A 19,270-nucleotide genomic window follows, 5' to 3' on the forward strand; every position below is an offset into this window, starting at 1 on the left:
ACGGTGGTTCACGCCGGGGGCCCGCAGGCGGGCTGTGCCGTTGTTCGTCCGTCAGCCGCGCTCGCGGCCACTCAACCAACAACCCAGGGGTAATGCCAGTGAACCGTTTCACCACCACCAACCTGCTTGGCGCCGCCATCGTGCTTGCGCTTGCCACCTCGGGCGCGCAGGCCGCGAACCGCGTTGACCTGCACCAGCGTGATTTCAGCCAGCTGCGCCAGCAATACCAAGCGCTGACCGCAACGCAGGGCGTTGCCACCATGGCGAACCGCCGCCATGCCCAGTTCGTAGGGGCTGATGCCAGCAGCACGCTGCTCATGCGTGCCACCCGCGCCGACCACGGCGTGCGCAACTACCGCTACGACCAGGCCTGGCGCGGCATCCCGATCTTCGGCCAGGGCGTCGTGGTGAGCGAAGATGGCGCGGGCAACGTGCGCGCCCTGTTCGGCACCATGGTGTCGGGCATCGAGCGCGACATCGCCTCCACCACGCCCAAGCTGACCAAGGCCGCGGCGCTGGTCGCCGGCAAGCGCATCGCGCTGGGCAATAGCCTGTCGGCCATGCAGACCCGCAACGAGAAGTCGGACCTGGTGATCTTCATCGACGATGCCGGCAAGGCGCATCTGGCCTATGCGGTCACCTTCTTCGCCGATTCGCCGGCTGGCAATCCCACCCGGCCGATCCTCATGATCGATGCGATCAGCGGTCAGGTCATCAAGCAGTGGGAGAACCTGCAGCATGCGCTGGTTGGCACCGGTCCTGGCGGCAACACCAAGACCGGCCAGTACGAGTGGGGTTCGGGCGGGATCTACGGCTACATGGACGTCGCCCAGTCCGGCAGCACCTGCACGATGAACAACGCCAATGTGAAGGCGGTCAACCTCAATGGTGGCACCACCGGCACCACGGCCTACGCCTACACCTGCCCGCGCAACACCTACAAGACCGTCAACGGCGGGTATTCGCCGATCAACGACGCCTTCCAGTTCGGCGGCGTGATCACCAACATGTACCCGGCCTATACCGGCTACAACGCGCTCAACTTCCAGCTGGTCATGCGCGTGCACTACAAGACCAACTACGAAAACGCCTTCTGGGATGGCTCGACCATGAGCTTCGGTGACGGCGCCAGCACCTTCTATCCGCTGGTGAGCGCTGACGTGGCCGGCCACGAGGTGTCGCACGGCTTCACCGAGCAGCATTCCAACCTGACCTATTCCGGCCAGTCGGGCGGCATCAACGAGGCCTTCTCCGACATGGGCGGTGAAGCCACCGAGTACTACTGGAAGGGCACCAACGACTTCCTGGTGGGCAGCGAGATCTTCAAGGGCAGCGGTGCACTGCGCTACATGTGCAACCCGACCCAGGACGGCGCATCGATCGACAACGCCGCCAACTACACCAGCGGGCTGGACGTGCACTACAGCTCGGGTGTGTACAACAAGGCGTTCTGTGTGCTGGCCAAGACCGCAGGCTGGGGCGTGCCGAAGGCGTTCAAGGTGTTCGCGCGGGCCAATGCCAACTACTGGACGGCCAGCAGCACCTTCAACAGCGCGGCCTGCGGCGTGGAAACCGCGGCGACCGACCTGGGCTACACCAAGGCCGATGTCACCGCTGCTTTCAATGCCGTCGGCGTGTCCTGCCCGACCGGTGGCGGCGGTGGCGGTGGCGGTGGCAGCACCGGCGGCACGCTGACCAAGGGCGTCACCGTCACCGGCCTGTCGGCCAGCACCGGCGGCGAAGTCGTCTACACGCTGGCCGTGCCGTCGGGCGCGACCAATCTGACCTTCAACATGTCGGGCGGCACCGGTGATGCCGACATGTACGTGAAGTTCGGCAGCGCCCCGACCGACAGCTCCTACGATTGCCGTCCGTACAAGTCCGGCAATGCGGAAAGCTGCTCGTTCGCCACGCCGTCGGCCGGCACGTACTACGTGCGCCTGAAGGCCTACTCGGCGTTCTCCGGCGTCAGCCTGGTGGGTGACTACACCACCGGCGGTGGTGGCGGCGGTGGTAGCACCACGGTGAACCTGCCCACCGTGTCCACGGGCAGCTGGTCCAGCACCTACACGCTGGCGGTGGCTGCGGGCAAGACGGCAACCATCAGCATCGCCGGTGGCACCGGCGACGCCGACCTGTACGTCCGCGCGGGCAGCGCGCCGACCACCACCAGCTACACCTGCCGTCCGTACAAGACCGGCAATGCCGAGACCTGCACGCTGACCCCGACCAGCAACACGACCTACTACATCCGGGTCTATGCGTACTCGGCGTTCTCCGGGGTCACCCTGACCTACGGCACCAACTGAGCCACGCAGCAACACGCGGTACCCAGACCCCGGCTTCGGCCGGGGTCTTTCTTTGCGGGAGCGGTGAGCGGCAGGCGCCGGTCGCGAGGAGCGCGAGCGGCCCTTGCGCTTATTCGGCGGGTTCGAACCGGTTGGCGGCGACGTTCTTGCGGACGTGATCGGGCGACCAGATGCGCCCGTTCATCGCGATGTACACGCCTTCCGGCAGCGACTGCACCGCGCCGATGGCACAGCCGATGTTGAACTCGGCATCCGAGCCGCGGAAGCCGGCCGGGCTCAGCGCGCCCGTCATCACGATGGTCTTGCCGGTAATGGATTGCAGCACCTTGCCGGTGGCCACCATCGAGTCGGTGCCGTGGGTCACCAGCACGTGGCGCACCGGCTGCGCGGCGATGGTGGCGCGGATCAGCTCGCGGTCGTCGTCGGTGATGTGCAGCGAATCCTTGCGCAGGATCGGGATGATGGTGAAGCGGAAGCCCACCCCCAGCTCGCGCAGGATCATGCCGATCTGCGGGTCGCCGATCTGGTAGTCCGACTTGTCGTCGAAGTAGATCTTGTCGATGGTGCCGCCGGTGGTGACGATGAGCAGGTTGTCCATGGCGGCATTGTCCGCCAAAACCCGCGGGCGTTCACCCGGTCAGCCGGTCAGCCGGTCAGCGGGCCCAGCATCCCCAGCAGCGGTTCCAGCAGGGCGCCATAGGCCAGCGCCCGGGCGGTGCCTGCGCGCAGGGGTTCGCGGACCTGGGCGGCGCTGGCGGTGCGCACGCTGCGTTGGGTCCGGTGGGAGACGAGGCAGGCGGGATCGAATGCCAGTCCGCAGTCGTCCAGCAGGGCGCGGATGCGCGTCTCGGGGTTGTCCAGCAGGGCTTCGTAGCGGTGCAGCCGGACCTGTCCCGGCGCGCGGACGCGCCACAGATCCATCGCCCGGGTGCTGCCGCGCAGGTAGCAGGCGATGTCCGCGAGGTCGTTGGCGAAGTGCGGCTGCGCGTAGAACTGCTGCTTGTAGCAGGACCAGGCGGTCTCCACCGGATCGCGCCGCGTCTCCACCACTGTCGCGCCGGGCAGCATGGCGCGCAGCACGCCGGCGTGCTTCCAGTTGTCCGGCTGCTTGTCGGTGAAGCGCGGCCGGCGGGCGCGCCAGCGCGCGGTGCGGGCCAGGTAGTCGCGGCCCAGGCGATCCCAGTCGCCGGCCGTGGCCTGCGGTACCCACTGGGGGTAGGGTTGGCCGCGGCGCAGGGATTCCTGTTGCAGCACGATGCCCAGGTCCGGCAGTTCGCCGGCGCCTTCCACATCGGGATGTGCCGCCAGGATCTGCTCGAACAGGGTGGAGCCCGAGCGCGGCAGGCCGACGATGAAGAGGGTTTCACGACCGAGCGTCGGATCCAGTGGTGCCGGCAGCGTGGCGGTGGCGGCCAGCGCCTCGTCCACGAAACGTTCAAACGCATCCGCGCGCCAGGGTGTGAGTCGCTTCTGCAGGGCATTGGCCTCGCGGAAGGCCCCGTAGGCGGCGGCGAAGTCGCCGCGGTCCTCTTCCAGCTTGCCCAGTGCGTGGCCCATCGCCACGCGGTCGTTCGGTGCGATGTCGCGCCGCTGCAACTGTGCGCGCAGGGCCAGCGCATCGGCGGCCCCCAGCGGTACCGTCTTGATGTTGGACAGCCCGCGCCAGGCGTCGCCGCAGGCCGGGTGCAGACCCAGCGCCGCGCGGTAGCGGGCGGCAGCGGCATCGAAACGACCAGCGTGGACCAGGGCATCGCCCAGCAGCACCAGCGCGGGCAACAGGTGGGGTGCCCGCGAGACGGCCGCTTCCAGCGCATCGATGGCGGCTTCGGTGTCGCCGTCCTGCTGCAGGTTGCGGCCCAGGTTGAACCAGGGCGTGGGTTGCGTCGGATCCAGCGCGCAGGCGCGCCGCCAGCTGGCCAGGGCCTCGTCGCGCCGTCCGCAGGCCGACAGCGCGGTCCCGAGGTCGCTTTGCAGCAGGGCGTCGTCGCCGGCCAGCGCCAGCGCGCGCTGCAGGGTGGCAACGGCCTCCGCCGCGCGGCGGGTATGCAGCTGGACGATGGCGAGGTAGCGCAGTGGCTCCGGATGGCCGGGGGCCTGCCCGCAGGCCTGCCGCAGCAGCGCTTCGGCACGCCCCGGGTCGCCGTCGCGCAGGGCACGGGCACCGGCGTGCACCGTCGCGACCAGCGCCGGGGCCAGCCCGGCCATGCGCGGATCGCCGGTCATGACTTTCGTTGGCGGCTCTCGCGGCGCGCGCGCATGCCGGGCAGGCAGGCGGCATGCACCACCAGCAGCGCCAGCCCGACTTCCGCCAGCGCAAGCCACCGCTGCCCGGGTTCGGACCAGGCCAGCATGACGCCATGGCTGAACCACAGCAGCGCCAGCACGCCGGCGGTGAAGCCGGCGCGGTGCCAGCCGCGCAGCGCGGCCAGCGCTAGCAGCATGGGCGGCAGCGCGAAGGCAAGCAACCCCGCCAGCGGGTGCGGATGCCCCAGCGACCAGCCGACGAACAGTGCAGCAAGGGCGAACAGCGTCGCCGCCAGGTAGGCGCGTGCGCTCATGCCTGCAGCTTCCGCGCCAGCTGCGCCACGCGACGCCCCAGCGCGCGCGCCAGCTGGGCTTCGTCATCGCTCAGCTCGGGCCGGTCGTCCACGCCTGCCACGTGGCTGGCGCCGTAGGGCGTGCCGCCGGTGCGGGTGGTGTTGAGCGGCGCTTCGGTGAACGGGATGCCCGCGATCACGCAACCGTGGTGCAGCAGCGGCACCAGCATGGTCAGCAGGGTGGATTCCTGGCCGCCGTGCATCGTGGCGGTGGAGGTGAACGCGGCGGCGGGCTTGCCGACCAGCGTGCCGCTGGCCCACTCGGCGCCGAGCGTGTCGAGGAAATGCTTGACCGGCGCGGCCATGTTGCCGAAGCGGGTCGGGCTGCCCAGCAGCAGACCGGCGCATTCCGCCAGATCGCGCTTGTCCACGTAGGGAGCGCCCTCCTCGGGCTCGGGCGGGGCGGCGACCTGGGTGACCGGTGCCACCGGCGGCAGCGTGCGCAGCCGCGCCTGCATGCCATCCACTTCCTCGATGCCGCGTGCGATCTGCCGGGCCAGCCGGGCTACCGAACCGCCGCGGCTGTAGTACAGGACCAGGATGTCGGACATGCGCGCCAATCGTGCGGGGACGCCGCAGCATAGAGCAAGCGGTGCATTCGTGGCATCGGTTACCCTTGCCGGATGGAGCCGCTGGATTCCCTCTACCGCTGGAGCGAACGCCTGCGCGATCCGGCGCGTGCCGGCAGTTTCGGCCGTTTCGTGCTGCGGCGGTTCCTGGACGACCGCCTGTTCGAGGCCGCCGGCGCGCTGTCCTACACCACCGCCTTCGCGCTGGTGCCGTTGACCATGGTCGCGTTCGGCGTGCTGTCCGCCTTCCCGGTGTTCGATGCGTGGAGCGCGCGGCTGAGCGGCTACATCTTCGCCAACTTCGTGCCGCGCGCCGCGCAGGCGGTGTCTGGCTACCTCACCGATTTCTCATCCAACACCAAGTCGCTGACCACCGCTGGCGCGCTGGCGCTGATCGTCTCGCTGCTGGTGACGCTGAGCAGCATCGAGGCCATCTTCAACCGGATCTGGCGGGTGCCCACCGCGCGGCCCAAGCTGGGGCGCTTTCTCGTCTACTGGACGGTGCTGACCCTCGGGACCCTGGTCGCCGCGGCCAGCCTGGCACTGTCCACCCGGTTCTTCGCGCTGGCCATCTTCGAAACCCTGCCCGGGCGCTGGCTGGAGGCGCTGATGCTGCGGCTGGCGCCGATGGCGATCGAGCTGCTGGCATTCGCGACGGTGTTCAAAGTGGTGCCGCACCGCACGGTGGCCTGGCGCCATGCGGTTGCCGGCGCGCTGCTGTCGGTGGTGTTGTTCGAAGCGGTGAAATCGGGGCTGGGGATGTACCTCGGCAGTTTCGATTCCTACCAGAGGATCTACGGCGCGGTGGCGTTGGTGCCGATCATGATGCTGTGGATCTACCTGAGCTGGGTGTCGATCCTGTTCGGCGCGTCGCTGGCCTCGTCTATGTCGGCGTTCCGCTACCAGCCGAAGGCCCTGCGCCTGCCGCATGGCCACGAGCTGTATGGCCTGCTGCGCATGCTGGGCCGTTTCCAGCAGGCGCGGATGCGCGGCGAGGGCCTGACCGGGGAGCAGATCCAGGCGCTGGAGCCCAGCCTGACCGACAGCATGGTGCAGGCGCTGCTGGGCCGGATGGCGGATATCCGCGTGCTGCAGCTGGCCGAGAACGGCCAGTGGTTGCTTGCCCGCGATCTCGACGACGTGCGTCTTGAAGAACTCTATGAAGCCGCCCAGCTGCGCATTCCCGCGGTCGATGTCCCGATTCCGCAGCCGGACGACGCGCTGGGCGTGGCGGTGCGGAGGGCGATGGCGCAGTTGCGCGCGCCGCTGCAGGAGCGCCTGCGGCAACCCGTTTCCGCTGTCTATGCCGGGATCCCGGAGGAATGAACCCCATGCGCCTGCCTGTCGTTGTCCCCCTGCTGCTGGTCCTGCTGGCCGCCTGCTCGCGGTCGCCGCAGCCCGCTGCGCCCGCGTCCGCCCCGGCCACGCCGGCAGCGTCCAAGGTGCCGACCTCTGCCCCGTCGGCCGCGCGGCCGGCGCTGCAGGTGACCACTCTGGACGGGGCCGCCTATGATCTGGCCCAGCAGCGTGGCAAGTGGGTCATTGTCAATTACTGGGCCACCTGGTGCGGGCCTTGCCTGAAGGAAATGCCGGAACTCTCGGCGCTGGCGGCCATGCGCCAGCACATCGCGGTGATCGGCCTGGCCTACGAGGACACCAGCGAGAGTGACCTGCGTGCGTTCCTGGCCAAGCGGCCGGTGGCGTACCCAGTCGCGCGCGTGGACGTCTATTCGCCGCCGAAGGACTTCGGTGCGCCCCGCGGGCTGCCCACCACCTGGTTGATCCGCCCCGATGGCGCGGTGGCACGCAAGTACACCGGCCCGGTGACCGCCCGCATGCTGGAAGAGGACATCGCGGCGTTCGGCGGCCCCAAGGCCGGCTGAGATGCCCGCAGCCCGCTTCCGCATTGCCGGGCGCGTGCAGGGCGTGGGCTTCCGCGCGGCGACCCGTGCGGAGGGCGCGCGGCTGGGATTGGCCGTGCAGGCCGAGAACCGCGCCGACGGCACGGTGGAGGTCAGGGCCGATGGCGATGCCGCAGCGATCGATGCACTGGCGCGCTGGCTGCAGCACGGTCCCCCGCTGGCTCGCGTGGTGTGTGTCGAGCGCTTGCCCGTGGCGCCGGAAGCCCCCTAGCGCCTGAACGCGGGGATCGGCTTGAGCACGCCGTAGCGTTCCTTCGCCGGCTTGCCCCGCAGCGGGGGCAGGGCGAGCGTGGGGGCGTCCAGACGGGTGTCCGGCAAGCGGTCCAGCAGGTCGCGGAGCAGGGTCAGCCGGCCACGGCGCTGGTCATTGAAATCGACCAGCGTCCATGGGGCATGGCGGGTGTGGGTGGCCTGCAGCATGGTTTCGCGCGCCTCGGTATAGGCGCGGTAGCGGGTGCGGGCCTCCAGGTCGATCGGTGAGAGCTTCCAGCCTTTGAGCGGATTGTCCACGCGTTCGGCGAAGCGTTTTTCCTGCTCCGCCTGGTCGCAGCACAGCCAGTACTTGAACAGCAGGATGCCGTCATCCACCAGCTGCCGTTCGAACTGCGGGGTGGCGCGCAGGAACGCGGCCACCTGTGCGTCGCTGGCAAACCCCATCACTTTTTCCACGCCGGCGCGGTTGTACCAGCTGCGGTCGAACAGGGCGATCTCGCCGGCTGCCGGCAGGTGCTCGACGTAGCGCTGGAAGTACCACTGTGTCGCCTCGCGCTCGGTCGGCTTGGGCAGCGCCACCACCCGGCACTGGCGGGGGTTGAGGTGGGCGCGGATGGCGTCGATCGCGCCCCCTTTGCCGGCGGTGTCACGCCCCTCGAACACCACCACCAGCCGCTTGCCCGCATGCTGCAGCCAGCGCGCGGTGTTGGCCAGCTCGACCTGCATCGGCGCCAGCAGCGCCTCGTAGTCCTTGCGCTTGAGCTTGCTCATTTGCGTGTAACTCTGGTCTTCATGCTGCGCGCCACTTCCAGCAGCGCGCCCTGCTGGCGCGTGCCCAGTGCGCGGTAGGCGGCCAGCAGCTCGTGCTCGCCCTTGGTGCGGGCGGGGTCCAGCGTGCTGGCCAGTTCGGACAGCAGTGCGCCGGCGGGCACGCCGAACGCCCGCGCCAGCGCTTCCACCTGGTCGCGGCCGGGCAGCTTCTCGCCCTTCAGCCAGGCGTTGACGGTGCCGATGCCGGCGCGCGGGATGGCGGTGGCGATATCAGCCACGGTGAGGCCGCGGGTCTTGCTGAGCAATCGCAGGGTGGTGTCGATCGACATCCTCGGTCCCTTCGCGGTTGGACGAAGGTCGAGTGTAGAGCGATTGCGGCCGCGTGGCGCAAGGCCGGCGTGCCGGCCTTGCCGGGAGTAAACGCCGGTCAGAACGCCAGCGAGTACCACTGGGTGGCGTCTTCGTGCCAGCCGGCGGCACGGTAGAGCGCGCGGGCCGCGGTGTTGTCGAGGGTCGTTTCCAGCGAGATGCCGGCGGCGCCGTCGGTGCGGGCGAAGGCCGCGGCGGCGTCCAGCAGGGTGCGGGCCACGCCCTGGCGACGGGCGCCGGCATCCACGTAGAGATCGTTGAGGATCCAGGTCTTGGCGGTGCGCACCGAGGAAAACATCGGGTAGAGCTGGACGAAACCGGTCAGCGCGCCGCCACGGCGGGCCAGCAGTACCACCGACTCGCCGAACCGCAGCCGCTCGCGCAACCACTGGCGGGCGCGGGCGACATCGCCGGGCTGCCCGTAGAACTGCCGGTAGGCATCGAACAGGACAGCGAGGGCGTCGAGGTCGGCGGGGCCGGCGCGGGAGATGGTGATGGTCATCGCGATCCTTGGAGAGTGTGGCTGGGGTGGCCGGGCCGATGCGCGGCTTCGTGTGCGGCGGGCATCAGGCCTCGCGCGCCAGCCGGGCGAGCTCCTCCGCCTGGCGTTCCTGCTGCAGGCGCAGGACCAGCGGGTCGAGATCGCCCTCGAGGATGTGGGGCAGGTCGTACAGGGTCAGGCCGTCCACGCGGTGGTCGGTGATCCGGCCCTGCGGATAGTTGTAGGTGCGAATGCGCTGGCTGCGGTCGCCGCTGCCCACCTGCAGCTTGCGGTCGGCGGCGATGGCGGCGGCGCGCTTTTCCAGCTCGGCTTCCGCCAGCATCGCCCGCAGGCGCTGCATCGCTTTGTCACGGTTGGCGTGCTGGCTGCGCTCGGTTTGCGACTCCACCACCACGCCGGTCGGCATATGGGTGATGCGGATCGCCGATTCGGTCTTGTTGACGTGCTGGCCGCCGGCGCCGGAGGAACGGAACGTGTCCACTTTCAGGTCGGCGGGGTTGATGACGATGTCGGTGTCGCCATCGTGTTCCAGCGCGATGATCGCCACCGTCGCCGCCGAGGTGTGGATGCGGCCCTGCGACTCGGTGGTCGGCACGCGCTGCACGCGGTGGGTGCCGGATTCGTACTTCAGGCGGGCGTAGGCGCCGTCGCCCTCGATGCGTGCGACGATCTCCTTGTAGCCGCCGTGCTCGCCGGGGTTGGCGGATTCGATTTCCACGCGCCAGCCGTTGCGCTCGGCATAGCGCGCGTACATGCGGAACAGGTCCCCGGCGAAGAGCGCGGCCTCGTCGCCGCCGGTGCCGGCGCGCACCTCCAGATACAGGCCGCCGTCGTCGCGGGCGTCCTTCGGGACCAGTTGGGCCAGCAATTCGCCTTCCAGTTGCTGCAGGCGCGCGGTGGCGGCGGCGATCTCGGCATCGGCCAGCTCGCGCAGTTCCGGGTCGTCGCGCATCGCCTGCGCGGCGGCCAGGTCGTCGCGCGCCCGGGCCTCGGCGGCCAGGGCCTCGGCTACCGGCTGCAGGCTGGCGAACTCGCGCGAGAGGCTGCGAAAGCGGCCCTGGTCAGCCGCCACGGCGGGGTCCGCCAGCAGCCGCTCCACTTCCTCACGCCGTTCCAGCAGCGCTTCCAGCTTGCGTCGCAGGGCAGGGGTCATGGGGCGGAGGCGTCCCCGCCTGCGCCCGCGCGCGGGAACAGTTTGTCGGCGGCACGCGCCAGCTCGATATCGCCGCTGCGCGCCGCTTCGCGCAGGGCCACGGTAGGCGCGTGCAGCAGGCGATTGGTCAGGGTGTGTGCCAGCAGCTCCAGCGCCTGCTCGGCGGGCATGCCGGCGGCAAGCTGCTGGCGCGCCTTGGCCAGCGCCTCGGCGCGTGCGGCTTCGCCGTGGGCGCGCAGCTGCAGCAACGGCTGCTGGCGACCCGCCGCCTGCCACTGTTCGACGAAGCGGGTGGTCTGCAGTTCGATGATCGCTTCCGCCTGTTGCGCGGCCTCGCGGCGGCTGCGGCGGTTGTCCTCGATGGCGCGCTCCAGGTCATCCACGGTGTACAGGAACACATCTCGCAGCCCGGAAACGTCATGGTCGATGTCGCGCGGCACTGCCAGGTCCAGCAGCAGCATCGGCCGGTGCTTGCGGGCACGCAGCGCCTGTTCGACCTGCGTGCGACGCAGGATCGGGGTACGACTGGCAGTGGCCGAAATCACGATATCCGCTTCGGCCAGGTGGCGGTCCAGTTCCTCCAGCGGCAGCGCGATGCCGCCGTGGCGGCTGGCCAGCGCCTGCGCGTGGGCCAGCGTGCGGTTGGCCACCAGCAGGCGCTGCACCTGGGCTTCCACCAGATGGCGTGCGGCCAGCTCGATGGTTTCGCCGGCACCGATCAGCAGCACGGTCGATTCGCTGGGACGGGCGAAGTTCTCCTCGGCCAGCCGTACCGCTACCGACGCCACCGAGACCGGGTTGGCGCCGATGCGGGTGTCGGTGCGGGTGCGCTTGGCGGTGGCGAAGGCCTGCTGGAACAGCCGATCCAACGGGCCGCCCAGGGTGCCGGCTTCGCGCGCGGCATTCCAGGCCTGCTTCACCTGGCCGAGGATCTGCGGCTCGCCCAGCACCAGCGAATCCAGCCCGCTGGCGACGCGGAACAGATGGCGCACGGCGTCGGCGTCACGGTGGTGGTACAGGTACGCATGCAGGTCGCTGCCGGCCTCCGGGTGTGCGGCCAGCCAGTCAGCCAGCGCCTGGCCGTCACCGTCGGCATGGGCGTACAGCTCCGTGCGATTGCAGGTGGACAGCAGCACCGCCTCATGCACGCCGGGCAGCCCGCGCAGGGCGTCCAGCGCCGGTGGCAGCGTGTCCGGGCCGAACGCCACCCGTTCGCGCAGGGCAACCGGCGCGGTCTGGTGGTTGATGCCGAGGACGTACAGGCTCACGGTTCTGGCGGGCGGACAAGGAGGCGGAGGGCGACGGATTCGTTCAGGTGCCTGCGCTAAGCTGCGGGCCCGACCGATCATTGTACCGGCCCCGCCCATGTCGAATCCGCAACGCCCCGGTCCGCGCGTCCTTCCACTCGTCGCACTGCTGGCGCTCCTGCTGCCCTGCGCCGTGGCTGCCGGTACCGGGACGGACGGCGGTACCCCGTCGAAGGTGGATCCACTCGAGGCCAGTCTGGCCGGCGAATTCGCCCTGCAGGGCGGCCAGTTGCCGGAGGCCGCACGCCACTACCTGGCGGCCGCGCGTGCGGCGCAGGACCCCGTGTTGGCCGAGCGCGCCACCCGCATCGCCCTGCTCGCCGACGAGGACGGGTTGGCGCGGGAGGCGTTCGGTGTATGGCAGTCGCTGGCGCCGCAGCCGACGCTGCAGGCGCGGATGGTGGGCGCCAGTCTGGCCCTGCGCGCCGGCCAGACTCGGGTTGCACGCCGTGAATTGTCAGCCCTGCTGGCGCAGCCCCAGGGCTGGCGGCCGGCGCTTGCCGCGCTGGCCGGCGCGGTGGGGCGCCAGCAGCCGCTGGTGGTGAAGCTGCTGCGTGAAATCGTGGAGCGTGGCGCGCTGCCGGACCAGCTCCAGGCCTGGCTGGGCTTTGGCGGGCTGGCGCAGCGGCTGGAGCAGCCGGCCTTGGTGGACCGTATCGTTCAGCAGGTAGTGGCCCGGTTCCCGGGCGAGCCGCGCGTGGCGCTGCTGCGCGCACAGTTGCTGCGCGAGGGCGGCAAGCCCGATCAGGCCCGCGCGGCATTGGATGGCCTTGGCGATACGGCGCTGCGGGTGCCTGAGTTGCGCTGGGGGGTAGCCGCCGAGTACGAAGCCCTGGGGGATCCCGCCAAGGCGGCGCTGGTGCTTGCACGGGGGGCGCAGGACGATGCCGTCTACGCCCGCCGGGCGATGCTGCTGGACAAAGCCGGCGACAAAGCCGGCCTGGCCGCCCTGTACGAGGAGCTCAAACGCGACGCCACCACGCCCAATCCCGTCCGCCGGATGTTGCTCGGCCAGCTGGCCGAGCTGCTGGGGCGCTATCAGGACGCGCTGGACTGGTATGCCAAGGTGCCGGACGAGCGCATGCAGGGGCTGGCCAGGCTGCGCTCCGCGAATGTGCTGCATGCGATGGGCCGCGCGCAGGACGCGTTCGCCGCGCTGCGCGCGCTGCAGGCGGACGCCGCCCTGGATGAGGATGGGCGGCGCGATGCCTACCTGCTGGAGGCCGAATTGCACCGTAAAGACGGTGCGGATGCCGCCGAGCAGGATGCCTATGCGCGCGGCCTTGCCGCATTCCCCGATGCGCCGGCCCTGCTGTACGGGCGCGCCCTGATGTGGGAGCGCCAGGACCAGATCCCCCGGGCCGAGGCCGACCTCCGCCGGCTGCTGGTGATCGAGCCAGACAACGTGGCTGCGCTCAACGCGTTGGGCTACACCCTGGCCGACCGCACCGACCGCTACCGCGAGGCGCTGGAGCTGATCGACCGTGCCCGGGTGGCCGAGCCCACCAATCCGGCCATCATCGACAGCTACGGCTGGGTGCTGTTCCGTCTGGGCAGATCGCGCGCGGCGCTGGATCATCTGCAGCGCGCCTACGCGCTGCAACAGGACCCCGACATTGCCAGCCATCTTGGCCAGGTGCTGTGGGCGCTGGGACGCAGGGACGAAGCGCGCAGGTATTTCGATGAAGCGCGCAGGCTGGATCCCGGCAACCGGTCGCTCGAACGCGCGCTGCGGGAGACCGGTGCATGAGGGTTGCGCTGTTGCTGCCCGCCATGCTGCTTGCCGGGTGCGCCACATTGCCGCCACCCGCGCGCCCGCAGGTGGATGCCGGCGTGGCCGAGGCGGCGCAGCGGGAGCGCGTGCAGGCCCTGGGGCTGGCGGCGGGTGATTGCGCCGCGCCTGCCTGGACGCTGGAGGGCCGGGTGGCGCTGTCCAACGGCAGGCAGGGCGGCAGCGGGCGGATCGTATGGACGCAGGCTGCCGGTGTGCAGCGCATCGAGCTGTCGGCGCCGATCACCCGGCAAAGCTGGGAGCTGGAGATTGCGGCGGCCGGCGCCACGTTGCGTGGTGTCGCATCCGAACCGCTGCGGGATCCGGATGCCGCCCGGCTGCTGCACGGGGCCACCGGTTGGGACATCCCGGTGGCGGCGCTCGGCTGCTGGGTCCGTGGGGCGGCGGCCCCCGCGCTGGGCGTCCCGGTCATCGATTACGGCCCGGACCTGCTGCCGCGGCGGATTGCCCAGGCCGGATGGACGGTCGAATACACCGGCTGGCTGCCGGGCACTGCGCTGATGCCTGCGCTGCCGGCGCGCATCGAAGTGCGGCGGGGCGACGACCGGGTTCGCCTGGTAGTGGATCGCTGGGAGGCCGAGTGAGTGCGTTTCACGCGGCGGCGGGCTGGTCCGCATGGCCGGCGCCTGCCAAGCTGAACCTGTTCCTGCGCATCACCGGCCGCCGTCCGGACGGCTATCACGCCCTGCAGACCGTGTTCCGCCTGCTGGACTGGGGCGACACCGTCCATCTGCGGCTGCGGAGCGACGGCGTCATCGCCCGTGTCGGGGCCGGCGCCGCCGGGGTTGCTGAGGCGGACGACTTGCTGGTGCGTGCGGCAAATCTTCTGCAAAAAGAATCCAAAACCCCACTAGGTGTCGATATCGGCATCGAAAAGCGCATTCCGATGGGGGGTGGATTTGGCGGTGGTTCGTCCGATGCGGCCACCGTGCTGGTGGTCTTGGATCGCCTTTGGGCGCTGGGGCTGGGCGAGGAGCGTCTGGCGAGGTTGGGTATGGCGCTGGGCGCCGATGTGCCGGTGTTCGTGCGTGGCCACAATGCCTGGGCCGAAGGCGTAGGCGAGCGATTGACGCCGCTGGACCTGCCGCCGGCGTGGTACGTCGTGGCATCGCCCGGAGTCCATGCTGCGACCGCGGCCCTGTTCCAAGCCCCTGATTTGACGCGCGATGCCGCACCCGTGACAATAGCGGGCTTCCTTTCCGGGGCCGTGCTCGACAACGCGTTCGAGCCGGTGCTGCGGCGCCAGGAGCCGGCCGTCGAGGCTCTGTTCCTGGTGCTGGCGCGCATCGGCACGCCGCGCCTGACGGGTTCTGGCAGCGGCTGCTTCGTGGAATTCGCCGATCGCGGTTCCGCAGAGGCAGCGCTGGCGGCGTTGCCGCCAGGCGTGAATGCCTGGCTGGCGCGCGGCGCGGAACGGTCGCCGCTGCTGGATGCAGTGGAGCAGCTTCCCTAGGGGCGTCGCCAAGTGGTTAAGGCACCGGGTTTTGATCCCGGCATTCGTAGGTTCGAATCCTTCCGCCCCTGCCAATCCGCGCTTGCGCGCGCCGTCCACCAGCCTTTTCCGACGCGGCCACCACGATGCAGGACAACCCCAACTTGCTGGTTTTCTCGGGTAACGCGAACCGGCCCCTGGCCAGCGCGGTCTGCCGCGAGCTGGGCGTGCGGCCGGGCAAGGCGCTGGTGAGCCGCTTCTCGGACGGCGAGGTGCAGGTCGAGATCGAGGAGAGCGTGCGCGGGCAGGAGGTCTTCGTCATCCAGCCCACCAGCGCGCCCACGGCCGAGAATTTCATGGAGCTGCTGGTGCTGATCGATGCGCTCAAGCGCGCCTCGGCAGCCAGCGTGACGGCGGTGGTGCCTTACTTCGGCTATGCCCGCCAGGACCGCCGCCCGCGCTCCTCGCGCGTACCGATCACCGCCAAGGTGGCTGCCCGCATGTTCGGCGCGGTGGACACCGACCGCGTGCTGACCGTGGACCTGCATGCCGACCAGATCCAGGGCTTCTTCGACATCCCCGTCGACAACGTCTACGCCTCGCCGCTGCTGCTGGCCGACATCTGGCGGGTGCACGGCACGCACAACGTGATCGTGGTCTCGCCCGATGTCGGTGGCGTGGTGCGCGCGCGCGCCATCGCCAAGCGTCTGGACGATGCCGAGCTGGCCATCATCGACAAGCGCCGGCCGAAGGCCAACGTGGCCACGGTGATGAACATCATCGGCGACGTCGAGGGCAAGACCTGCGTGCTGGTGGACGATATCGTTGACACCGCCGGCACCCTGTGCGCCGCCGCCAATGCGCTGAAGGAGCGCGGCGCGCGCAAGGTGGTGGCCTATTGCGTACACCCCGTGCTGTCGGGCGCAGCGCTGGACAACCTGAACAAGTCCTCGCTGGACGAGCTGGTGGTCACCGACACCATCGCCCTGTCCCCGGCCGCCAAGGCCTGCAGCAAGATCCGCCAGCTCAGCGTGGCGGAATTGCTGGCCGAAACCATCCGCCGCATGGCGTTCGGCGAGTCCGTCAGCTCGCTGTACGTCGATTGACCGTATCCGCGTCGTCGGCCCGCCGACGGCGTATTCCCACTCACCTGGTCGCGGGTGAGTGCTTTCGCCGCCGCGAGGCGGTTTCATTGCAACAACAGTGAGTCATTACCATGTCCGAACACACCATCAAGGCCACCAGCCGCAACGTCGAGGGGAAGGGTGCGAGCCGCCGCCTGCGCCGTGCGGCCCAGCTGCCGGCCATCGTCTATGGCGGTAGCGCCGCCCCGCAGGCTATCCAGATCGAGCACGAGCAGATCTGGTTGGCCAGCCACCACGAGTGGTTCTACTCGTCGATCCTGAACCTGGACATCGACGGCAAGGTTGAGCAGGTGCTCCTGCGCGACATGCAGCGCCACCCCTACAAGCAGCTGATCATGCATCTGGACTTCCAGCGCGTGGACGCCAGCCATACGCTGCGCACCAAGGTCCAGCTGCACTTCCTGAACCAGGAGAAGTCCCCGGCCGGCAAGACCAGCGGCGTCGTGATCATGCACGAGTTGACCGAAGTGGAAGTGAGCTGCCTGCCGAAGGATCTGCCTGAAGCCATCGAAGTCGACCTGTCCGATCTGGCCGTGGGTGCGGTGGTGCACCTGTCCGATCTCAAGCTGCCGGCCGGCGTCGAGCTGCCCGCGCTGAAGCTGGGCAAGGAGCACGACGTGGCGGTCGTGGTGGCCAAGCATGGCAAGGAGGAGGCGGAAGCTGCCGGTGCACCGGAGGCCGCCGAGGTGCCGGCGACCAAGGCCGCCAAGAAGGACGCGAAGTAATCCCAGCTCTGCCCGTCGTCCCCGCGCTTGCGGGGACGATAGTGCGGGCTGGAGGTTTCCGATGGCAGGTCTTCGCCTTATCGTCGGTCTCGGCAATCCGGGGGCCGAATACATCCGAACCCGGCACAATGCCGGGTTCTGGTTTATTGACGCGCTGGCGCAGGCGCAAGGCGCCCGTTTTGGATTGGAAAGCAAGCTGTTCGGCGAGACCGCAAAGGTCGAGATCGCCGGGCGTGCAGTCTGGCTTCTGCGGCCGGCCACCTTCATGAATGCCAGCGGCAAGGCCATTGTCGCGGCGCTGCGCTACTGGAAGATCGAGCCGGAAGAAATGCTGGTTGCGCACGACGAGCTTGATCTGCCGCCGGGCGTGGCGCGGCTCAAATTCGACGGTGGTCACGGCGGGCAGAACGGCCTGCGCGACACCATCCGCCTGCTGGGTCATGGCAAGTTCCACCGCCTGCGCATCGGGATCGGTCATCCGGGCCACAAGGACAAGGTGACGCCGTGGGTGCTGGGCCGACCGGGCGTGGCCGATGAGGCGCTGATCCTGCGCGCGATCGGCGAGGCCACGGACGTGCTTGATCTGGCGGTGCAGGGGCAGTTCTCCGATGCGATGACGCGGCTGCATACCAGCAAGGCGTGATCGGCGATTGGTGATTGCCGGCTCCGTGCGCCGCGTACGCCGGAGCCGGCAATCACGAATCCCGGAACACGGACCCAACATGGGCATCAAATGCGGCATCGTCGGACTGCCGAACGTCGGCAAGTCCACTCTGTTCAATGCGCTTACCAAGGCGGGCATCGCCGCGGCCAACTTTCCGTTCTGCACCATCGAGCCGAACGTGGGCGTGGTGCCTGTGCCGGACCCTCGGCTGCGCGAGCTGGCGGCGATCATCAACCCGCAGAGGGTCGTGCCCACGGCGGTGGAGTTCGTCGACATCGCCGGGCTGGTGGCGGGCGCGGCAAGCGGCGAGGGCCTCGGCAACAAGTTCCTGGCCCATATCCGCGAGGTGGACGCGATCTGCCACGTGGTGCGCTGCTTCGACCATCCTGATGTGATCCATGTCGCGAACAGGGTCGATCCGATCGCCGACATCGAGACCATCGATACCGAGCTGGCGCTCGCCGATCTCGAGTCCGTGGACAAGGCGATTGCCCGCTACGAGCGGGTGGCCAAGAGTGGTGACAAGGATGCGAAGGCGAAGATCGAGGTGTTGGGCGCGGTGCGCGCCGCGCTGGATCAGGGCAAGCCTGCGCGTACGGTCGCGCTGGACGAGGAGCAGAAGGCCGCTATTCGCGACCTGTTCCTGCTCACCCTCAAGCCGGTGATGTACGTGGCCAACGTGCTCGAGGATGGGTTCACCGGCAACCCGTACCTGGAGGCCGTGCGCGCGCGCGCGCTGGAGGAGGGGGCGCAGGTGGTGCCGGTATGCGCGGCGATCGAGGAAGAGCTGAGCCAGCTTGACGATGCCGACCGCGACGCCTTCCTGGCCGACCTCGGGCTGGAGGAGCCTGGCCTGAACCGGGTGATCCGTGCGGCCTATGCGCTGCTGGGGCTGCAGACCTACTTCACCGCCGGCGTCAAGGAAGTGCGCGCGTGGACGGTCAAGGCGGGCGCCACGGCGCCGCAGGCCGCGGGCGTGATCCATACCGACTTCGAGAAGGGCTTCATCCGCGCGGAAACGATTGGCTACGAGGACTTCATCAAGTACCGCGGCGAAGCCGGTGCGCGCGATGCCGGCCGCCTGCGCCTGGAGGGCAAGGAGTACCGCGTGCAGGAAGGTGACGTGCTGCATTTCCGCTTCAACGTCTGAGCGCGCCCGGGAGAGGTGGTCGGCGTGCCTGCCCGGCCCGCACAGGCAGGATGCGTTTCATGAAAAAATCCGTTGACAGCGGCAAAAGTGACGGCCAGAATAACGGGCTCTTTGAGGGGGAACGCCCGCCTCGAAGGGACAATCCGGAGGGATACCCAAGCGGCCAACGGGGGCAGACTGTAAATCTGCTGGCTTACGCCTTCGGTGGTTCGAATCCACCTCCCTCCACCAGCTCCACCGTTCCAAGCCGCCGGCCTTACCAGCCGGGGGTGCAACAAGGCAGGGCTCCCGGTGCGGGAGTAGTTCAATGGTAGAACTGTAGCCTTCCAAGCTACTAGCGCGGGTTCGATTCCCGTCTCCCGCTCCACCATTGCTGCCGATGCGCGGCCCTGTCGTAAAACCTGCTCACGTAGCTCAGTCGGTAGAGCACCTCCTTGGTAAGGAGGAGGTCGATGGTTCGATTCCATTCGTGAGCACCATATTCGCAATCACACGCCTGCCGCGGCAGGCAAACCCAACGAGACGCAGCCATGGCTAAGGGTAAGTTCGAGCGCACCAAGCCCCACGTGAACGTGGGCACGATCGGTCACGTGGACCACGGCAAGACGACGCTGACGGCGGCGCTGACGAAGGTGGGCGCGGAACGTTTC

Annotated in this window: 21 protein-coding genes and 4 tRNA genes; 16 read left to right on the forward strand and 9 right to left on the reverse strand. The window is 69.3% G+C overall.

Annotated features, from left to right (window positions below; genetic code table 11):
- The first annotated feature begins 98 nt into the window (after nucleotides 1-98).
- Nucleotides 99-2,309, forward strand: coding sequence for a M4 family metallopeptidase (locus tag ACK4SG_RS10745; RefSeq protein ID WP_409601744.1), 2,211 nt, complete (start codon nucleotides 99-101; stop codon nucleotides 2,307-2,309).
- A gap of 109 nt (nucleotides 2,310-2,418) precedes the next feature.
- Here the strand turns inward: ACK4SG_RS10745 and ACK4SG_RS10750 are convergent, their stop codons facing one another.
- From ACK4SG_RS10750 to wrbA, 4 genes are read right to left on the reverse strand one after another with little or no spacing between them, the layout of a single operon-like run.
- Nucleotides 2,419-2,907, reverse strand: a complete 489-nt coding sequence (locus ACK4SG_RS10750; RefSeq protein ID WP_409601745.1) for an asparaginase domain-containing protein — start codon at nucleotides 2,905-2,907, stop codon at nucleotides 2,419-2,421.
- A 47-nt stretch (nucleotides 2,908-2,954) separates the two neighbouring features.
- A complete protein-coding gene (locus ACK4SG_RS10755; RefSeq protein WP_409601746.1) occupies nucleotides 2,955-4,532 on the reverse strand; it encodes a tetratricopeptide repeat-containing sulfotransferase family protein in 1,578 nt (525 codons plus the stop codon).
- Nucleotides 4,529-4,867 carry a DUF2069 domain-containing protein gene (locus ACK4SG_RS10760; protein WP_409601747.1) on the reverse strand — a complete coding sequence of 113 codons (339 nt, stop codon included), beginning with the start codon at nucleotides 4,865-4,867 and terminating at the stop codon, nucleotides 4,529-4,531. Before ACK4SG_RS10760 ends, ACK4SG_RS10755 begins: the two co-directional genes overlap by 4 nt.
- The gene (wrbA, locus tag ACK4SG_RS10765) at nucleotides 4,864-5,457 is read right to left on the reverse strand and encodes an NAD(P)H:quinone oxidoreductase (protein WP_409601748.1); all 594 of its coding nucleotides are present in this window, start codon (nucleotides 5,455-5,457) and stop codon (nucleotides 4,864-4,866) included. Before wrbA ends, ACK4SG_RS10760 begins: the two co-directional genes overlap by 4 nt.
- A gap of 72 nt (nucleotides 5,458-5,529) precedes the next feature.
- Here wrbA and ACK4SG_RS10770 point away from each other — a divergent pair, with 72 nt between their 5' ends.
- The 3 genes from ACK4SG_RS10770 to ACK4SG_RS10780 are packed head-to-tail and all read left to right on the forward strand — an operon-like array spanning nucleotide 5,530 to nucleotide 7,608.
- Nucleotides 5,530-6,801: a YihY family inner membrane protein gene (locus tag ACK4SG_RS10770; RefSeq protein ID WP_409601749.1), complete on the forward strand. Its 1,272-nt coding sequence runs from the start codon at nucleotides 5,530-5,532 to the stop codon at nucleotides 6,799-6,801.
- A 5-nt stretch (nucleotides 6,802-6,806) separates the two neighbouring features.
- A complete protein-coding gene (locus ACK4SG_RS10775) occupies nucleotides 6,807-7,358 on the forward strand; it encodes a TlpA family protein disulfide reductase (RefSeq protein ID WP_409601750.1) in 552 nt (183 codons plus the stop codon).
- 1 nt (nucleotide 7,359) lies between these two features.
- A complete protein-coding gene (locus ACK4SG_RS10780) occupies nucleotides 7,360-7,608 on the forward strand; it encodes an acylphosphatase (protein ID WP_409601751.1) in 249 nt (82 codons plus the stop codon).
- Here ACK4SG_RS10780 and ppk2 read toward each other — a convergent pair.
- From ppk2 to hemA, 5 genes are all read right to left on the reverse strand, one after another.
- Complete coding sequence (ppk2, locus tag ACK4SG_RS10785; RefSeq protein WP_409601752.1) at nucleotides 7,605-8,381, reverse strand: polyphosphate kinase 2; 777 nt, start codon at nucleotides 8,379-8,381, stop codon at nucleotides 7,605-7,607. The two genes, ACK4SG_RS10780 and ppk2, sit on opposite strands and share 4 nt — an antisense overlap.
- The gene (locus ACK4SG_RS10790) at nucleotides 8,378-8,710 is read right to left on the reverse strand and encodes a helix-turn-helix domain-containing protein (RefSeq protein WP_409601753.1); all 333 of its coding nucleotides are present in this window, start codon (nucleotides 8,708-8,710) and stop codon (nucleotides 8,378-8,380) included. The genes ppk2 and ACK4SG_RS10790 overlap by 4 nt, the downstream gene beginning before the upstream one ends.
- Nucleotides 8,711-8,808: 98 nt before the next feature.
- Nucleotides 8,809-9,252: an N-acetyltransferase family protein gene (locus ACK4SG_RS10795; RefSeq protein ID WP_409601754.1), complete on the reverse strand. Its 444-nt coding sequence runs from the start codon at nucleotides 9,250-9,252 to the stop codon at nucleotides 8,809-8,811.
- A 64-nt stretch (nucleotides 9,253-9,316) separates the two neighbouring features.
- Complete coding sequence (gene prfA, locus ACK4SG_RS10800) at nucleotides 9,317-10,405, reverse strand: peptide chain release factor 1 (RefSeq protein WP_409601755.1); 1,089 nt, start codon at nucleotides 10,403-10,405, stop codon at nucleotides 9,317-9,319.
- On the reverse strand, nucleotides 10,402-11,673 hold the full coding sequence (gene hemA, locus ACK4SG_RS10805) for a glutamyl-tRNA reductase (RefSeq protein ID WP_409601756.1): 1,272 nt from the start codon (nucleotides 11,671-11,673) through the stop codon (nucleotides 10,402-10,404). Before hemA ends, prfA begins: the two co-directional genes overlap by 4 nt.
- Before the next feature lie 97 nt (nucleotides 11,674-11,770).
- Between hemA and ACK4SG_RS10810 the strand changes: the two genes are divergently transcribed.
- From ACK4SG_RS10810 to ACK4SG_RS10865, 12 genes are all read left to right on the forward strand, one after another.
- Nucleotides 11,771-13,462 carry a tetratricopeptide repeat protein gene (locus ACK4SG_RS10810; RefSeq protein WP_409601757.1) on the forward strand — a complete coding sequence of 564 codons (1,692 nt, stop codon included), beginning with the start codon at nucleotides 11,771-11,773 and terminating at the stop codon, nucleotides 13,460-13,462.
- On the forward strand, nucleotides 13,459-14,088 hold the full coding sequence (gene lolB / locus ACK4SG_RS10815; protein WP_409601758.1) for a lipoprotein insertase outer membrane protein LolB: 630 nt from the start codon (nucleotides 13,459-13,461) through the stop codon (nucleotides 14,086-14,088). Before ACK4SG_RS10810 ends, lolB begins: the two co-directional genes overlap by 4 nt.
- Entirely contained in the window at nucleotides 14,085-14,957 is an 873-nt protein-coding gene (ispE, locus tag ACK4SG_RS10820; protein ID WP_409601759.1) for a 4-(cytidine 5'-diphospho)-2-C-methyl-D-erythritol kinase, read from the forward strand. The genes lolB and ispE overlap by 4 nt, the downstream gene beginning before the upstream one ends.
- Nucleotides 14,956-15,031, forward strand: a tRNA-Gln gene (locus ACK4SG_RS10825). The genes ispE and ACK4SG_RS10825 overlap by 2 nt, the downstream gene beginning before the upstream one ends.
- Nucleotides 15,032-15,082: 51 nt before the next feature.
- On the forward strand, nucleotides 15,083-16,042 hold the full coding sequence (locus tag ACK4SG_RS10830; RefSeq protein WP_409601760.1) for a ribose-phosphate diphosphokinase: 960 nt from the start codon (nucleotides 15,083-15,085) through the stop codon (nucleotides 16,040-16,042).
- 110 nt (nucleotides 16,043-16,152) lie between these two features.
- Entirely contained in the window at nucleotides 16,153-16,806 is a 654-nt protein-coding gene (locus tag ACK4SG_RS10835) for a 50S ribosomal protein L25/general stress protein Ctc (protein ID WP_409601761.1), read from the forward strand.
- A gap of 61 nt (nucleotides 16,807-16,867) precedes the next feature.
- The gene (gene pth, locus ACK4SG_RS10840) at nucleotides 16,868-17,449 is read left to right on the forward strand and encodes an aminoacyl-tRNA hydrolase (RefSeq protein WP_409601762.1); all 582 of its coding nucleotides are present in this window, start codon (nucleotides 16,868-16,870) and stop codon (nucleotides 17,447-17,449) included.
- Between the two features lie 79 nt (nucleotides 17,450-17,528).
- Entirely contained in the window at nucleotides 17,529-18,620 is a 1,092-nt protein-coding gene (ychF, locus tag ACK4SG_RS10845) for a redox-regulated ATPase YchF (RefSeq protein WP_409601763.1), read from the forward strand.
- Between the two features lie 145 nt (nucleotides 18,621-18,765).
- Nucleotides 18,766-18,851: transfer RNA gene (locus tag ACK4SG_RS10850), tRNA-Tyr, on the forward strand.
- A 62-nt stretch (nucleotides 18,852-18,913) separates the two neighbouring features.
- Nucleotides 18,914-18,987: transfer RNA gene (locus ACK4SG_RS10855), tRNA-Gly, on the forward strand.
- Between the two features lie 36 nt (nucleotides 18,988-19,023).
- A tRNA-Thr gene (locus tag ACK4SG_RS10860) sits at nucleotides 19,024-19,099 on the forward strand.
- Between the two features lie 51 nt (nucleotides 19,100-19,150).
- Nucleotides 19,151-19,270 (forward strand): GTP-binding protein (locus tag ACK4SG_RS10865; RefSeq protein ID WP_302073503.1); only part of this gene is annotated, 120 nt, incomplete at its 3' end.

Origin of the sequence: Thermomonas sp. (genome assembly GCF_046293095.1) — a bacterium.
Taxonomy (GTDB): domain Bacteria; phylum Pseudomonadota; class Gammaproteobacteria; order Xanthomonadales; family Xanthomonadaceae; genus Thermomonas.

What these genes read in the sequence shown, in the direction of transcription:
- ACK4SG_RS10750 (WP_409601745.1), bottom strand. Translation starts at nt 2,907, where the DNA reads ATGGACAACCTGCTCATCGTCACCACCGGCGGCACCATCGACAAGATC.
- ACK4SG_RS10755 (WP_409601746.1), bottom strand. Translation starts at nt 4,532, where the DNA reads ATGACCGGCGATCCGCGCATGGCCGGGCTGGCCCCGGCGCTGGTCGCG.
- ACK4SG_RS10760 (WP_409601747.1), bottom strand. Translation starts at nt 4,867, where the DNA reads ATGAGCGCACGCGCCTACCTGGCGGCGACGCTGTTCGCCCTTGCTGCA.
- wrbA (WP_409601748.1), bottom strand. Translation starts at nt 5,457, where the DNA reads ATGTCCGACATCCTGGTCCTGTACTACAGCCGCGGCGGTTCGGTAGCC.
- ACK4SG_RS10770 (WP_409601749.1), top strand. Translation starts at nt 5,530, where the DNA reads ATGGAGCCGCTGGATTCCCTCTACCGCTGGAGCGAACGCCTGCGCGAT.
- ACK4SG_RS10775 (WP_409601750.1), top strand. Translation starts at nt 6,807, where the DNA reads ATGCGCCTGCCTGTCGTTGTCCCCCTGCTGCTGGTCCTGCTGGCCGCC.
- ACK4SG_RS10780 (WP_409601751.1), top strand. Translation starts at nt 7,360, where the DNA reads ATGCCCGCAGCCCGCTTCCGCATTGCCGGGCGCGTGCAGGGCGTGGGC.
- ppk2 (WP_409601752.1), bottom strand. Translation starts at nt 8,381, where the DNA reads ATGAGCAAGCTCAAGCGCAAGGACTACGAGGCGCTGCTGGCGCCGATG.
- ACK4SG_RS10790 (WP_409601753.1), bottom strand. Translation starts at nt 8,710, where the DNA reads ATGTCGATCGACACCACCCTGCGATTGCTCAGCAAGACCCGCGGCCTC.
- ACK4SG_RS10795 (WP_409601754.1), bottom strand. Translation starts at nt 9,252, where the DNA reads ATGACCATCACCATCTCCCGCGCCGGCCCCGCCGACCTCGACGCCCTC.
- prfA (WP_409601755.1), bottom strand. Translation starts at nt 10,405, where the DNA reads ATGACCCCTGCCCTGCGACGCAAGCTGGAAGCGCTGCTGGAACGGCGT.
- ACK4SG_RS10810 (WP_409601757.1), top strand. Translation starts at nt 11,771, where the DNA reads ATGTCGAATCCGCAACGCCCCGGTCCGCGCGTCCTTCCACTCGTCGCA.
- lolB (WP_409601758.1), top strand. Translation starts at nt 13,459, where the DNA reads ATGAGGGTTGCGCTGTTGCTGCCCGCCATGCTGCTTGCCGGGTGCGCC.
- ACK4SG_RS10830 (WP_409601760.1), top strand. Translation starts at nt 15,083, where the DNA reads ATGCAGGACAACCCCAACTTGCTGGTTTTCTCGGGTAACGCGAACCGG.
- ACK4SG_RS10835 (WP_409601761.1), top strand. Translation starts at nt 16,153, where the DNA reads ATGTCCGAACACACCATCAAGGCCACCAGCCGCAACGTCGAGGGGAAG.
- pth (WP_409601762.1), top strand. Translation starts at nt 16,868, where the DNA reads ATGGCAGGTCTTCGCCTTATCGTCGGTCTCGGCAATCCGGGGGCCGAA.
- ychF (WP_409601763.1), top strand. Translation starts at nt 17,529, where the DNA reads ATGGGCATCAAATGCGGCATCGTCGGACTGCCGAACGTCGGCAAGTCC.